Here is a 14,080-nt window from a genome sequence, read left to right as displayed (position 1 = left end):
GTGCCCTTTCGCTGGTGACTGGCACCATCACCCTAGCGCCCCCTCCGCCGGGGCAGCCGCACCGTCGCGTCGTCCGGGTTCTCCTCCAACCACCCCCTCTCGACGAGTTCCGACACGTTGGCCAGCACCTCGACCATCGGCTGACCGGTGCGCAGGCAGAGCGCCGCCACCGGGACGTCCTCCCCCGCCCCGACCGCGTCCCTGACCTCCAGCAGGGCATCGGCAAGGGCGTCGACCGGGCGCGGCGCTCCCCTGCCGTCCGGCTCGGGCACCGCGCCGGGCGGCCCGAGCACCTCATCGACATCGGCGGCGCCGGTGCAGAGGATGGCGACCCCCTCGCGGATCAGCCGGTGAGGCGTCGCGGTCAGCGAACTGGTGACGGGCCCGGGTACGGCGAGCAGGGGGCGACCGAGCGCGCTCGCCCACGACGCGGTGTTCTTTGCCCCGGACCTCGCGGCGGCCTCCACGATCACCACCGCATCCGAGAGGGCAGCGATGATCCGGTTGCGGGCCAGGAACGCGTGCCGGGTGGGCCGCTCCCCCGGCGGAACCTCGGAGACCAGCGCCCCGGATCCCATCAGCGTGTCTGCAAGGTGGCGGTGCGCCGCCGGGTACGGCTCATCGACGCCGCTGGCCACCACCGCGGTCGACAGGCCACGCATCCCCAGCGCGCCGCGGTGCGCTGCCGCGTCGATCCCGAACGCCAGCCCCGACACGATGCCGCGCCCGTTCGCCGCGAGGTCGGCCGCGAGCGTGACGGCAACCTGCTCGCCATAGCCGGAGGCCGCCCTCGCCCCCACGACGGCGACCTGCCCCTCGGCCCGCAGCGGTTGGCCCCGCACCCACAGCCCGACCGGTTGGCCCGCCTGCTGCCCGACCTGGACCACGTCGAGGGCGGCAAGCGGGGCTGGCCACTCGTCGTCGCCGGGGATGATGAACCGCGCCCCGCACGCGTCGGTGGCTCGCTGCAGGGCCGGCAGGTCGACCCGCAGCGCCCGGCGCCCCCAGGAGGTCGCCTCGCCCTGGGACGCGAACGCCTCCCACAGGGCGACCGGCCCGAACTCCAGCAGGGCGCGGGCGAACGCGAGCGCCCCGGACGGCACCAGCGCGCAGAGCGCCATCCGCGCCTCCCTCTCGCCCACCATCACGCCGCCTGCAGTTGGTCGCCCTGGCGAAGCCGCAGGGCGGCGCGCAACTCCCGCGCCGTGATGGCGTCGCGGCCCGCCAGGTCTGCCAGCGTCCAGGCGACCCGCAGCACCTTGTCGACGCCGCGGAGGCTGAGCGCGCCGCGTTCCAGCGCGGCGTTGAGCAGCGACAGGTCGTCGGGCAGCGGCAACTGCTTCCTGAGATGCGGCCCCGCCACCTCCCCGTTGGTCGACCACGGGGTGTCGGCGAGCCTGCGTCGCTGCCTGTCGCGCGCCTCCGCGACCCGGGCCGCCACGACCGCGCTCGGCTCCGGAGGAGAGGTGCCGACGTCGAGCAGGATCCGGTTGGTGCCGAGCATCTGGTGGCGGATGTCGATGCGGTCCATGATGGGGCCGCTGATGCGCTCCTGATACCGGCGCACCTTCACCGAGTCGCAGCGGCACTCGGCGCCCGCGACGCCCCACATGCCGCACGGGCAGGGGTTGGCGGCCAGCACCAGTTGGAAGCGGGCCGGGAACAGCGCGGTGGCTCTTGCACGGCTGATGGTGATGGTGCCGTTCTCCAGGGGCGTGCGCAGCGCGTCGAGCTTCGGCCCGAAGTCGGGACACTCGTCCAGGAAGAGGACCCCGCGGTGGGCGAGCGAGATTGCCCCGGGCTTCAGCTCGCCCGAGCCTCCGCCAAGCAGCGCGACCGGGGTGACCGAGTGGTGAGGGTCGGCATATGGGGGGCGCTGGATCAGCCCCGAAAGTTGGTGGCCCGCGAGGGAATGGATCGCGGACACCTCGAGCGACTCCTCCTGGCTCAGGTCGGGAAGCAGCGAAGGCAGCCGGGCGGCGAGCATCGTCTTTCCCACCCCCGGGGCGCCGTGCAGGAACAGGTGGTGGCGCCCGGCCGCGGCCACCTCCAGCGCGAACTTGCCGTCGAGGTGCCCCATGACGTCGGCCAGGTCGGGCACGATCGCCTCGGCCTCGACCGGTGGCAGCGACGAACTGGGCGCCGAGGGCGTCGGGTTCGCCACCAGGCGACCCATCAGGATGTCGACGACCTCGTCGATCCGGCCGGCACCCCACACCGTCAGGCCTGGCACGAGCGCCGCCTCGTCGCACTGGGCGCTCGGCACGATCGCGCGTTCGAATCCTGCCCGCGCGGCGGCGAGCATGGCCGGGAGCACGCCCCGGACGTTGCGGATCCGGCCGTCGAGGCTCAACTCGCCGAAGAGCACCGTCGAGCCGATCAGCCCGGGCTTGATGCCGCCCTCCGCCGCGATCGCGGCGATCGCGATGGCGACGTCGTAGTGCGACCCGGTCTTGGGCAGGTTCGCGGGCGACAGGTTGACGGTGATCAGTTGCGGCGGCCACGGGAGCCCACACGCGGCGACCGCGGCCTTGACCCTGTCCTTCGCCTCGCTGAGCGCCTTGTCTGGCAGCCCGACGAGTTGGGTGCGCGGCAGGCCACCGCCCTTTGCGGCCTCGACCTCGATGACGACGCCCTCGATGCCGGTCAGCGCCACCGACCACGTCGAGGCTCTCATCGCTCCTCGATCCCGCGGGCGTGGACGACCTTCGGCTCGGCCCCATAGGGCCACAGGATGCCGATCGCGTCGACCCGCAGCAGGCGGGCCGTGCTGCGTTTCTCCCTGGCGTATCCGGCGGCCAGGTGCCGCAGCGTGCGGACCTTTGCGTAGGTGATCGTCTCCAGGGGTGAGCCGTAGCCCTCGCCCGAGCGGGTCTTGACCTCGACGACCACCAGCGCGTCACACTCGGTGTCGAGCGCGATGATGTCGGCCTCGCCGTCCCTGGTTCGCCAGTTCCGCTCAAGGATGCGCCACCCGAGGCGCTCAAGAAATCTGGCAGCGTGCTCCTCGCCGCGTCTGCCGAGCCGTTGTGTCGTGTCCGTCATCGCCGACCACCTCCACAGAGATGGTTCGCCGCGGGACCCGCGCTATCTCACCTGTCCACAGGTCAGCGGCCGGTCTCCCGGTCTGGCACCTCGAGGTCGGAGTGCACGATCTCCTCGATCGACACGTCGCGGAATGTCAGCACTTTAGCCGACTTCACGAAGCGGGCCGGGCGGTACATGTCCCACACCCAGGCGTCGCCCATCGAGACCTCGTAGTAGACGTCGCCGCCCTCGGTGCGGACCTTCAGGTCGACCGCGTTGCACAGGTAGAAGCGGCGCTCGGTCTCGACGGCATAGGTGAAGATGCCGACCACGTCCTTGTACTCGCGGTACAGGTCGAGTTCGAGTTTGCTCTCGTACTGTTCAAGGTCATCGGCGCTCATGGTGAGCCAACTCTATCCTCTCGCCCCGCGCCCTCACAGCGGGCGCGCTGGAAGCGAGGCGCGGCCGCCGGGGGCCAGCCGCGCGACGTTGTCGAAGCACCACCGGTGGATCGGAGAGGGACCGACCTCGTCGAGCGCGTTCTGGTGCACCGAGGTGCAATACCCCTTGTGGATGGCGAAGCCGTACTCGGGATAGTGCTCGTCGTAGTCGGTCATGATCGCGTCGCGCGTCACCTTCGCCACGATCGAGGCGGCCGACACGCAGGCCGAGACCTTGTCCCCCTTCCACATCGCGACCCCTGGCACCCCGAGCCCGTCGACGGGGAAGCCGTCGGTGATGACGAAGTTGGCCGCGACGTCGAGCCTGCCGACCGCCCGACGCAGGCCGTGCAGGTCGGCCTGGTGCATGCCGAGGTCGTCGCACTCCTCAGGCCCGATGATGGCAACGGCGATGGCGACGGCGCGTGCCTGGATCTCGGCGAACAGCCGCTCCCGCGCGGCCGCCGTCAGCGCCTTGGAGTCGTCGAGCCCCGCGATGGGCTTGGCGGGGTCGAGGATCGCGGCCGCCGCGACAAGGGGGCCTGCGCAGGCCCCGCGGCCCGCCTCGTCGGCGCCCGCGACGGGACCGAGCCCCGCTCGCGCCAGGGCGCGTTCGTAGCTGTAGGCGCCTCGGCCGAGCCGGATCATCAGCAGCCCGGCTCCACGTGGATCAGGTTCGGCTCCGCTGGCGCAGGCTCGGTGGGGGCAGGCACCTGCTCGAACGTCTCCGGGACGGTGAACGTCGCGAGGCGGTCGAGCGGGGAGACGATCGCGACGGCGGCCCCGACGACCTTGTCGACCGGCACGAACGCGCTGTCGCCGGGAGTGGAGGACACGTTGGCGAGGCGGCAGCGGGAGTCGTTCGACGCGTTGCGGTGGTCGCCCATCACGAAGATCCGGTCCTTCGGCACGACGATGTCGAACGGCACCGTCGCCGGAGCCACCTGGACGCCGTCCTCCGAGTACAGGTAGGCGGTCTCGTCAAGGGCCGACCCGTTGACCTCGATCCGGCCGTCGTCGCCCAGTTTGACGTGGTCGCCCGGCATGCCGATCACGCGCTTAATGAGGTGCTCGGTGCCGGAGTTGGGGAGCACCCCGATGAATTCGAGCACCCGCTGGAAGTCGTTGTCGTTCTGTTTGCTCGGCGCCAGCCAGTTGCCCGGGTCCTCGAAGACGACGACGTCACCGCGCTGGAAGCCGCCGAACTTGGCGACGAGCACGCGGTCGTGGACCTGCAGCGTGTTCTCCATCGAGCCCGAAGGGATGATGAACATCTGGCCGACGAAGCTGCGCAGCAGCGTGGCGATGATGACGGCTCCGACGAGGATCAGGACGCCCTCGGTGAGCCATCCGAGCATCCGGCGGCCGAGGCTGGGCGGTGTCTTCTCGCTCGCGCCGTCGACTGACGTGTCGGACGTTGTGGCTTCCACGCTGTCGTCTCCTTGGCTCGGGTCTCAACTGTCCGAGCATACCGCCGCGGCGCAACGCGGCCTGCGGGCGTGGCCCGGTTCAGCAGCCGGGCTCGGGGTGCAGGAGTTCACCGACGGCCGGTGCGGCCGCGGTAGGCGCGGGAACGTCGGCGAAGGTGTCGGGGACGCGGAAGGTGGTCATCCGGTCGAACGGCGTCACGATGGCCACCGCCGCGCCCACGACAAGGTCGACCGGTACGAAGGCGGCCTGGGGGTCGTCGCGGCCGAGTTTGCAGCGGGAGTCGTCGGAGTTGTCGCGATGGTCGCCCATCACGAAGATGTGGCCGGCGGGTACCACGACGTCGAAGGCCACCCGAGCGGGAGCGACGCGGACGCCGTCGTTCTCGTACAGGTAGCCGCCCTCGTCGAGGGGGGTGCCGTTGACCTCGATCCGGCCGTCGTCGCCGCGCCTGACGTGGTCGCCCGGCATGCCGATGACCCGCTTGATGAGGTGTTCGTTGCTCGAGTCTGGGAGCACCCCGACGAACTCGAGCGTGAGCCGCAGCGGGTCTGTGGTGCGCGGCTTCTCGGGCAGCCAGCCGCCCGGGTCGACGAAGACGACCACGTCGCCGCGGGTGAACCCTCCGAACTTCGACACGACGACCCGGTCGTCGACCTTGAGCGTGTTCTCCATCGACACCGACGGGATGATGAACAGTTGCGCCACGAAGGTGCGCAGCAGCACGGCGACCACGAGGGCGCCGACGGCGACCACGATGGCCTCGAAGCCCCAGCCCGCGAGCAGGCGGCCGATGCCGGGGGCGGGAACGGGCCCTGCCGCCCGGGCGGGCCTAGTGCGTGCCATCGGTCTCCCCCCTTCCCGCGGTGGCGCCTCGAACTCTATCGGGTGCCCGCCGAACGTCGGACAAACGAAAACCGCCGGCCGAAAGGTCGACCGACGGTTTCCTGGGAGCGGACGCTCAGAAGCGCTTCTCCTTGATCTTGGCTGCCTTGCCGCGCAGGCCGCGGAGGTAGTACAGCTTGGCGCGACGCACGTCACCGCGACGCTCGACCTCGATCTTCTCGATGATCGGGGAGTGCAGCGGGAAGGTGCGCTCGACGCCGACGCCGAAGCTCACCTTGCGGACGGTGAAGGCCTCCTGGATGCCGCCGGCGTTGCGGGCGATGACGACGCCTGCGAACACCTGGACGCGGGAGCGGGTGCCCTCGATGACGCGGACGTGAACGCGAACGTTGTCGCCGGCGCGGAACTCGGGGATGTCGTCGCGCAGCGACGCCTTGTCGATCTCTTGGATCAGCTTGTTGGTCATGATGAACCCTTCCGTCAGTGCCACAGGTCACCGCGGGGTTGTGGTGGTCCACGTCGGCGCGGGCTTTCCCCCCGTGGCAGGAGCCGCGCGTGATGGAGTCGCCCGTGTGGGCAACGACTGCCAATTATTGCAGGGGTTCGCCGCCCGGCGAAATCCGGCCGGGGCTTGAAGTTGCCTTGAGCATGTTTGGTGTCTCGATGCCGTGCGGACGCCACTTGAACGTGCCAAGTCACAACGAGTTACCAAACATGCTCAACCGCCGAACCGGCCGGCGACAGACCCTTGAGCATGTTGCGTCACTCGTTTCGCGACACGCCGCGATTTCGGGTTCTCTGACGCAACGACTTACCAAACATGCTCAAGGAACCACCCGCCCGCAGGCCCAGGCGGCGGGACGCAGAAGGGGCGGCGCCGAAGCGCCGCCCCTCCCACAGTGGTTTGTGGCCTACTTGCCGTCACCCTTGAACAGCGACGCGATCAGGTCGCGGTTCAACTGGGCGATCGACTCGAGCGGGATGCCCTTCGGACAGACCGCCGCGCACTCACCGATGTTGGTGCAGTTGCCGAAGCCCTCCTCGTCGTGCTGGGCGACCATCGACTTGACGCGACGGTAGCGCTCAGGCTGACCCTGGGGAAGCATCGCCAGGTGGGTGATCTTCGCCGAGGTGAACAGCATGGCGGAGCTGTTCGGGCAGGCCGCGACACACGCGCCGCAGCCGATGCAGGTGGCGTTGTCGAACGCCTTGTCTGCCTCGCGCTTGGGGGCGGGGGTCGAGTGAGCCTCGGGCGCCGAGCCCGTGTTCGACGAGATGAAGCCGCCCGCCGCGATGATCCGGTCGAACGCCGTGCGGTCGACGGCGAGGTCCTTCAGCACCGGGAAGGCACCCGCACGCCAAGGCTCGATGTCGATCGTCGCGCCGTCCGAGAAGGACCGCATGTGCAACTGGCAGGTGGTCGTGGCGGAGCCACCGTGCGCGATGCCGTTGATGACGACGCCACACATGCCGCAGATGCCCTCGCGGCAGTCGTGGTCGAACGCGACGGGTTCCTCGTTGCGCTCGGTGAGGTTCTCGTTGAGGAGGTCAAGCATCTCCAGGAACGACATGTCCTCCGACACACCGTCCAGGTCGTACTCGACCATCCGGCCGGCGGCTTCAGGGCCGGCCTGACGCCAGATACGTAGCTTGAGCTTCACTTGTAACTCCGTTGCTTGAGTTCGATTGCCTTGTAGATGAGGGGTTCGCGGTGCAGCACGGGCTTGCTGCCCTCGCCACCCCACTCCCAAGCCGCGACGTAGAGGAACTCATCGTCGTGGCGCAGGGCCTCGCCCTCAGGGGTCTGAGACTCGGCGCGGAAATGACCACCGCAGCTTTCGCGGCGGTGCAGAGCGTCGACGCACATCAGTTCGCCGAGCTCCATGAAGTCGGCAACGCGGCCGGCGCGCTCGAGGGCCTGGTTGAAGTCCTCGTTCTTGCCCGTGACGCGCACGTTGCTCCAGTAGTCCTCGCGGAGGTTCTGGATCAGGCCGATGGCCTTCTTGAGGCCCTCCTCGGTGCGCTCCATGCCGCAGTACTCCCACATGATGTGGCCGAGTTCCTTGTGGTACGAGTCGACCGAGCGGGTGCCCTGGATGGACAGCAGCTTGTCGATCCGCTGCTGCGCGGAGTCGCGGGCCTCAGCCACCGCCGGGTGATCCTCGGGCAGCTTGTCGAACGGGGCATCAGCGAGGTAGTCGTTGATGGTGTTCGGCAGCACGAAGTAACCGTCGGCCAGGCCCTGCATCAGCGCCGAGGCGCCGAGGCGGTTCGCACCGTGGTCGGAGAAGTTGGCCTCGCCGGTGACGTACAGGCCGGTGATCGACGACTGCAGGTCGTAGTCGACCCACAGGCCACCCATGGTGTAGTGCACCGCCGGGTAGATGCGCATCGGCACCTCGTACGGGTTCTCACCGGTGATCTGCTGGTACATGTCGAACAGGTTGCCGTACTTGTTCTCGACGGCCTTCTGCCCGAGCCTGTTGATCGCGTCGGAGAAGTCGAGGTAGACGCCACGGCGCACCAGGCGCTCGTTGCCGTCGTGGTCGACCTCGGCGACGGCCGGGCCGACGCCGCGACCCTCGTCGCACATGTTCTTCGCCTGACGCGACGCGATGTCACGGGGCACCAGGTTGCCGAACGCCGGGTAGATCCGCTCCAGGTAGTAGTCGCGGGCCTCCTCCGGGATCTGGCGCGGGTCCTTGGTGCAGTCGGCCGCGTCCTTCGGCACCCAGATGCGACCGTCGTTGCGCAGCGACTCCGACATGAGCGTCAGCTTCGACTGGGTCTCGCCGTGCACCGGGATGCAGGTCGGGTGGATCTGCGTGTAGCAGGGGTTGCCGAAGTAGGCACCCTTGCGGTGCGCGCGCCACGTAGCCGTGACGTTGCAGCCCATCGCGTTGGTCGACAGGAAGAACACGTTGCCGTACCCGCCAGTGGCGAGCACGACGGCGTCTGCCGTCCAGGTCTCGACCTTGCCGTTGATCATGTTGCGGGTCACGATGCCGCGGGCGCGGCCGTCGACGACGATCAGTTCGACCATCTCGTGACGCGTGTACATCTTGACGGTGCCCGCCGCGACCTGACGCTCCAACTGCTGGTAGGCGCCGATCAGCAACTGCTGACCGGTCTGGCCGCGGGCGTAGAAGGTGCGCTGCACCTGGACGCCGCCGAAGGAGCGGGTGTCGAGGAGGCCGCCGTACTCGCGCGCGAAGGGCACGCCCTGCGCGACGCACTGGTCGATGATGTTGGCCGAGACCTCGGCCAGGCGGTAGACGTTCGTCTCGCGGGCGCGGTAGTCGCCGCCCTTGACGGTGTCGTAGAACAGTCGGAACGTCGAGTCGTTGTCGTTGCGGTAGTTCTTCGCAGCGTTGATGCCGCCCTGGGCGGCGATCGAGTGGGCCCGACGCGGGCTGTCCTGGTAGCAGAAGTTGAGCACGTTGTAGCCGGCCTCACCGAGCGTCGCGGCGGCGGCGCCACCTGCGAGGCCGGTGCCGACGATGATGACGCTCAGCTTGCGGCGGTTGGCGGGGTTGACCAGACGGGCCTGGAACTGGCGGGTCTTCCACACCTTGTCGATGTCGATGCCCTGAGGCGCCTTGGCGTCGGCGATCTCCTCGCCGACGCTCCAGAACTGGTTCGCCTCGCCCGTGATCTCGGGGTTGGTGATGGTGTCGGTCACTTGATTACTCCAGTCAGAACGGCCACGGGCATGCACATGAAGCCGACGAACAGCGCGACGGCGACGATGATCGCCAGCACGTTGAGCACCTTGTAGGCCTGCTTGCTTGTGTTGGCGCCAAGCGTGGTGAAGGCGCTGTAGAAGCCGTGCCGGATGTGCATGCACACCAGCACCATGCAGAGCGTGTAGATCAGCACCATCCACCAATGCTGGAAGCCTGCCATGACCATGGTGTGCGGCTCAGCGGCGTCGCCACCCATGGATCCGGGGGCGATGGTGAACTGGATGAGGTGGAAGATCAGGAACGCCAGCACGATGACGCCGCCCCAGCGCATGGTGCGCGCGGAGTAGGTCTGGACCTGCCGCTTGTAGTTGACGTACTTGTCGCCGCGCTCCGCGAGGGTCTTGCGCGACAGCGTGTAGGCCGCCCAGATGTGCAGGATCACTGCGAGGACGAGCGCGAACCGGAACACCCAGATGAAGGTGCCCTTCGGCATGATCGGGTACAGAATGCCACCGTCATCGGTGGCGCCCTTCAGCCAGTGCGCGTAGTGGTCGAATGCCTCGGCACCCATGAACATCTTCAGGTTGCCGTACATGTGCATGAGCAGGAATGCGATCATGATCAAGCCGGTCACCGCCATGATGACCTTCTTGACAACTGTGGATCGCACCGCTCGTTGATGAATGGTGAGTGTTGTTGCCACGGCCACACTCTAGCCAACGAGGGCCGGTTCTTTGGCGAGGGGGCAGATTAGCCGGAAAGCGTGTTTACCAGCCAATTTACGCGCGAAAACCCTTACGAAATGTCTCCCTCAAGGAGGTCGGGCCGACGCTCCCTGGTCCGCTCCATCGCCCGTTCCCGGCGCCACTTGGCGATCAGCGCGTGGTTGCCGCTGAGCAGCACCTCCGGCACCTCTCGTTCGCGCCACACCGCAGGCTTGGTGTAGTTCGGGTACTCGAGGAGTTGCTCGTTGCCCTCCGAGTGGGACTCCTCAAGCAGCGAGTCCGGGTTGCCGATGACCCCGGGCAGCAGCCTGACGACGGCCTCGATGACGGCGAGCGCCGCGACCTCTCCCCCGTTGAGCACGTAGTCGCCAAGGCTCACCTCGACCACCTCGTACCGGTCGCGGCAGTGGTCGATGACGCGCTGGTCGATCCCCTCGTAGCGTCCGCACGCGAACACCAGCCTGCTCCTGCCCGCCAGGTCGTAGGCGAGCGCCTGATCGAACGGCCTGCCCGCGGGCGTCGGCACCACGATGGTCATGGGCGCGTCGGAGAGCCCCTCGAGGGCGTCGAGCGCCTCACCCCACGGCTCGGGCTTCATCACCATGCCCGCGCCGCCACCGTAGGGCGTGTCGTCTGTGGTGTGGTGCCTGTCGTGGGTCCAGTCCCGCAGGTCGTGGACACCGACCTCGACGATGCCGGAGGCGATCGCCTTGCCGACAAGGCTCAGGCCGAGCGGCGCGAAGTAGTCGGGAAAGATCGTGACGACGTCGAGCCTCATTCGTCATCCTCGAGCAGTCCCCCGACGTCGGCCAGGCGGATGACGCCGGCGGCGAGGTCGACCTCGGGCACGAGCGCCGTGACGAACGGGATGAGGCGGATCGAGCCGTCGACGTCGACGTGCAGCAGGTCCTGGGCGGGCATGTGCTGCACCTCGGCGACGGTGCCGACCCTCGCCCCGGCGTGGTCGAGGACGGCGAGTCCGACCAGTTGCCGGTCGAAGTACTCCTCCGGCTCGCTCGGCCGCTCGTCTGCCGGGACCTTGACGCTCAGCCACTGGCCGGTCAGCGTCTCGACGGCGGTGCGGTCGGGGTAGCCGACGAACGTGACGATCAGGCGCCCCTTGTGCCACTTGACCGACCCGACCTCGACGCTCTTGCCGCCCTCATCCAACGTCAGCTTTGCTCCGGGGGTGAACCGACGGCCGGGCTCATCCGTGCGCAGATCGATGGCGACGTCGCCCTTGAGCCCGTGCGGTCGGCCGACTTTGCCGACCCGGACCTCTACCAACTCGCCCATCGGACTCCCGTTCATGTCGATGTGAATCATGTCGATGTGAAGAAATGCAGATCGCCGGTTGAGGGCGGATGCTCTCAACCGGCGATCAAATTATGTGCTCAGCGGCGGGGGCGATCCACGTCGACGAAGTCGACCCGGACGCTCTCCTTGCCTGCCAGCGCTCCGATGACCGTGCGCAGGGCCTGCGCGGTGCGACCCTGGCGGCCGATCACCTTGCCGACATCGTCGGGGTGCACGCGCACCTCGAGGAGTCGGCCGCGACGCAGGTCCTTGTCCTTGACCGTCACATCGTCGGGGTTCGAGACGATTCCCGCGACGAGGTGCTCAAGGGCGTCGGCAAGCACGCTCAGGCCTCTTCGGCGGGAGCCTCGGCCTCAGCGGCAGGAGCCTCTTCGGCGGGAGCCTCAGCCTCTGCGGCCTTCTTGGCGGCGGCCTCGTCGGCCTTCTTCTTGGCCTTCGAGATGGCGGGGGCAGCGGCGCTCGCGTCCTCGGCCAGCGCGGCGGCGAAGGCGGCCTCGCGGTCGCGACGCTCGGGCTGGGGATCGACGCCCGCCGGCGTCTTGTCGCCGGTGTGCTTCTGCCAGTCACCGGTGCGCTTGAGGATCGCGACGACTGCCTCGGTCGGCTGGGCGCCGACCGACAGCCAGTACTGCGCGCGCTCGGAGTCGACGCGGATCACGCTGGGATCGTTCTTCGGGTGGTACAGGCCGATCTCCTCGATGGCCTGACCGTCGCGCTTGGCGCGCGAGTCGATGACGATGATGCGGTAGTGGGGCGAGCGAATCTTGCCGAGACGCTTCAGGCGAATCTTGGTTGCCACGAGTGTGGTGTCTCCTGTTACTCAAGGTGTCTGCCGGGCAGACGAACTGGATGGACGCACCTTGCGTGTGGGGCACGTTCGGCGCAAACCTAGGGGCCTCTTCGCCCGCGTGAGAGGGCACAGACGAAGAAGTGCAACCGCTATTGTGCCAGATCGCCCCCGCCGCGCCCAAACATCCACTTCGACGCAATGGATAGGCTTGGCGCGATGGACATTTCAGCCGACGACTTCGAGGCCCTCGTCGAGGAGGCCCTCGAGGCGCTGCCCGAGGAGCTGACCGAGCAACTCGACAACCTGATCTTCGTGGTCGAAGACGAGCCTGAGGACGGCTCCGACACCCTCGGCGTCTACGACGGGACGGCGCTGACCGAGCGCGCGGCCTATGGCTACGGGCAGTTGCCGGACAGGATCGTGCTGTTCCAGGGTCCGCTCAGCCGGATGTGCGCCTCCGAGGACGAGTTGTACGAGGAGATCTGGATCACGCTCGTGCACGAACTCGGCCACTATCACGGCATCGAGGAAGAGCAGTTGCACGAGCTCGGCTGGGGCTGACCCACGGCACCGCTCGCCGAGCCAGCCGTCAGCCGCAGAGGGCGCGGACGTCTCCCGCGAGGGCCAGCGGCTGGATGCCGCCGCAGATCGCCTGGCTGAGCACAGGGGTGACCCCATTGCCCTGGTCGGCGGCCGGGGCGAGGCCGAGCCTGCGTTCGACGCCGAGCAGCGTCTCGAGCCCGCTGGGCGCGCTGAGCGCCTCCACCCGTGTGTCGTCGGGGTTGAGGCCTGCGGTCTCGGCGGCGTGCCGGAAGAACTCCTCGCGGCCCATCACCGAGTCGATCAGCTTCTTCTCCTGCGCCGTGACCGGGTCGAACATGAAGGCGCCGAGGTCGTCGACGATCGTCTTGGCCGGGATGCCGCGGTGCTCGGCGACGTGCGCCACGAACGCGTCGTACTCGCGCTCGAGGCCGCCCATGTAGACCTCGCGCTCGCGCTCGGTCATGGCGCGGAACGGGTTGCCGAAGTCCTTGCCCGTGCCCTGGCTGAGGTACTCCTGCGTGACGCCGCCCGTGGTGGTGACGCCCGACTCAAGCAGGGTGCCGGTGGTGCCCGTGACGTCCTGGTAGTGCGTGAAGGGGCCGAAGATCACGCCGATCGACCCGACAAGCGAGCCGTAGTCGGCGATGATCTCGTCCGCGGGGGCCGTCGAGTAGACGCCGCCGGAGGCCGACATCGAACTGACGTGCACGAGCACCTTCTGGCCGGTCCGCTCCTGGTAGCGCTCGATCGCGTCGGAGATGGCCTTCGAGCCCGCGATGCTGCCGCCGGGGGTGTTGACGAGCAGCACAACGCCAGCGCCGTCGTCCTTGCTGAGGCCGTCGAGTTCCCGGGCGACCTCGTAGCCGTAAGTGCCTGCCGACAGCAGCGACCCGTCGCTCGACTCGGCCATGATGGCGCCGGAGATCTCGATGGCCCGCAGCCGCTCGGAACCGCTGCCCCACACCACGGTGGTCTGCTCGCTCGGTTGGCCGCCGGTGGCCAGCAAGGCCGCGGCCATCGCCCAGAGGCCGATCAGGCTGAGCAGGCTCAGCGCGGTGCCGACCACCGCGACGCCGGTGGCGATGCCGGTGCCCCAGCCGAAGCCGCGGGCGAAAGTGCCCTGCGGCTTCCTGTCCAGCGTCGCGACGGGCGGCGGCGGGCCAGGGTTGGCGGGTTGAGGGCGTGGCTGCGGGGCGTCGACGTGGTCGACGCGTTGGTCGCGCGGGTGCGGTGGCGGGAAGGAGGTCAGGTCCGGGTCGTTGTCCATGAGGTCCAGGC

Annotated in this window: 17 protein-coding genes; 1 reads left to right on the top strand and 16 read right to left on the bottom strand. The window is 68.7% G+C overall.

Translation table 11 applies throughout. From position 1 onward, the window contains the following. Window positions 1-32 precede the first annotated feature (32 nt). The 15 genes from dprA to rpsP form a co-directional block, all read right to left on the bottom strand. Window positions 33-1,145, bottom strand: a complete 1,113-nt coding sequence (dprA, locus tag BW730_RS02735; RefSeq protein WP_077684913.1) for a DNA-processing protein DprA — start codon at window positions 1,143-1,145, stop codon at window positions 33-35. Beyond that, a complete protein-coding gene (locus tag BW730_RS02730) occupies window positions 1,145-2,677 on the bottom strand; it encodes a YifB family Mg chelatase-like AAA ATPase (RefSeq protein WP_077684912.1) in 1,533 nt (510 codons plus the stop codon). The genes dprA and BW730_RS02730 overlap by 1 nt, the downstream gene beginning before the upstream one ends. Then, the gene (locus BW730_RS02725; RefSeq protein WP_077684911.1) at window positions 2,674-3,045 is read right to left on the bottom strand and encodes a YraN family protein; all 372 of its coding nucleotides are present in this window, start codon (window positions 3,043-3,045) and stop codon (window positions 2,674-2,676) included. Before BW730_RS02725 ends, BW730_RS02730 begins: the two co-directional genes overlap by 4 nt. A gap of 62 nt (window positions 3,046-3,107) precedes the next feature. Beyond that, on the bottom strand, window positions 3,108-3,428 hold the full coding sequence (locus BW730_RS02720; RefSeq protein ID WP_077684910.1) for a DUF2469 domain-containing protein: 321 nt from the start codon (window positions 3,426-3,428) through the stop codon (window positions 3,108-3,110). 33 nt (window positions 3,429-3,461) lie between these two features. Beyond that, window positions 3,462-4,115, bottom strand: coding sequence for a ribonuclease HII (locus BW730_RS02715; RefSeq protein ID WP_077684909.1), 654 nt, complete (start codon window positions 4,113-4,115; stop codon window positions 3,462-3,464). After that, the gene (gene lepB, locus BW730_RS02710) at window positions 4,115-4,897 is read right to left on the bottom strand and encodes a signal peptidase I (RefSeq protein WP_226997014.1); all 783 of its coding nucleotides are present in this window, start codon (window positions 4,895-4,897) and stop codon (window positions 4,115-4,117) included. The genes BW730_RS02715 and lepB (BW730_RS02710) overlap by 1 nt, the downstream gene beginning before the upstream one ends. Before the next feature lie 79 nt (window positions 4,898-4,976). Further along, window positions 4,977-5,741: a signal peptidase I gene (lepB, locus tag BW730_RS02705; protein WP_077684908.1), complete on the bottom strand. Its 765-nt coding sequence runs from the start codon at window positions 5,739-5,741 to the stop codon at window positions 4,977-4,979. Window positions 5,742-5,856: 115 nt separating this feature from the next. Next, complete coding sequence (gene rplS / locus BW730_RS02700; protein ID WP_077687493.1) at window positions 5,857-6,207, bottom strand: 50S ribosomal protein L19; 351 nt, start codon at window positions 6,205-6,207, stop codon at window positions 5,857-5,859. Between the two features lie 445 nt (window positions 6,208-6,652). Further along, window positions 6,653-7,402 (bottom strand): succinate dehydrogenase/fumarate reductase iron-sulfur subunit, encoded by a 750-nt coding sequence (locus tag BW730_RS02695; protein ID WP_077684907.1) that lies wholly within the window; start codon window positions 7,400-7,402, stop codon window positions 6,653-6,655. After that, complete coding sequence (locus tag BW730_RS02690) at window positions 7,399-9,423, bottom strand: fumarate reductase/succinate dehydrogenase flavoprotein subunit (RefSeq protein ID WP_077684906.1); 2,025 nt, start codon at window positions 9,421-9,423, stop codon at window positions 7,399-7,401. The genes BW730_RS02695 and BW730_RS02690 overlap by 4 nt, the downstream gene beginning before the upstream one ends. Further along, entirely contained in the window at window positions 9,420-10,067 is a 648-nt protein-coding gene (locus BW730_RS02685; RefSeq protein ID WP_418082043.1) for a succinate dehydrogenase cytochrome b subunit, read from the bottom strand. Before BW730_RS02685 ends, BW730_RS02690 begins: the two co-directional genes overlap by 4 nt. A gap of 155 nt (window positions 10,068-10,222) precedes the next feature. Next, window positions 10,223-10,930: a tRNA (guanosine(37)-N1)-methyltransferase TrmD gene (gene trmD, locus BW730_RS02680; protein WP_077684904.1), complete on the bottom strand. Its 708-nt coding sequence runs from the start codon at window positions 10,928-10,930 to the stop codon at window positions 10,223-10,225. Next, the gene (gene rimM, locus BW730_RS02675) at window positions 10,927-11,463 is read right to left on the bottom strand and encodes a ribosome maturation factor RimM (protein ID WP_226997011.1); all 537 of its coding nucleotides are present in this window, start codon (window positions 11,461-11,463) and stop codon (window positions 10,927-10,929) included. Before rimM ends, trmD begins: the two co-directional genes overlap by 4 nt. An 83-nt stretch (window positions 11,464-11,546) precedes the next feature. Then, window positions 11,547-11,792 carry an RNA-binding protein gene (locus BW730_RS02670; RefSeq protein ID WP_077684903.1) on the bottom strand — a complete coding sequence of 82 codons (246 nt, stop codon included), beginning with the start codon at window positions 11,790-11,792 and terminating at the stop codon, window positions 11,547-11,549. A 2-nt stretch (window positions 11,793-11,794) separates the two neighbouring features. Continuing rightward, window positions 11,795-12,268, bottom strand: coding sequence for a 30S ribosomal protein S16 (gene rpsP / locus BW730_RS02665; RefSeq protein WP_077684902.1), 474 nt, complete (start codon window positions 12,266-12,268; stop codon window positions 11,795-11,797). Window positions 12,269-12,475: 207 nt separating this feature from the next. Here rpsP and BW730_RS02660 point away from each other — a divergent pair, with 207 nt between their 5' ends. Next, window positions 12,476-12,820 (top strand): metallopeptidase family protein, encoded by a 345-nt coding sequence (locus BW730_RS02660; RefSeq protein WP_077684901.1) that lies wholly within the window; start codon window positions 12,476-12,478, stop codon window positions 12,818-12,820. Window positions 12,821-12,848: 28 nt separating this feature from the next. Here the strand turns inward: BW730_RS02660 and BW730_RS02655 are convergent, their stop codons facing one another. Beyond that, the gene (locus tag BW730_RS02655) at window positions 12,849-14,069 is read right to left on the bottom strand and encodes a S49 family peptidase (protein ID WP_077684900.1); all 1,221 of its coding nucleotides are present in this window, start codon (window positions 14,067-14,069) and stop codon (window positions 12,849-12,851) included. Window positions 14,070-14,080: the final 11 nt, after the last annotated feature.

It is taken from the genome of Tessaracoccus aquimaris (assembly GCF_001997345.1).
GTDB lineage: Bacteria > Actinomycetota > Actinomycetes > Propionibacteriales > Propionibacteriaceae > Arachnia > Arachnia aquimaris.
This window is presented reverse-complemented; position numbering and strand designations above follow the sequence as displayed.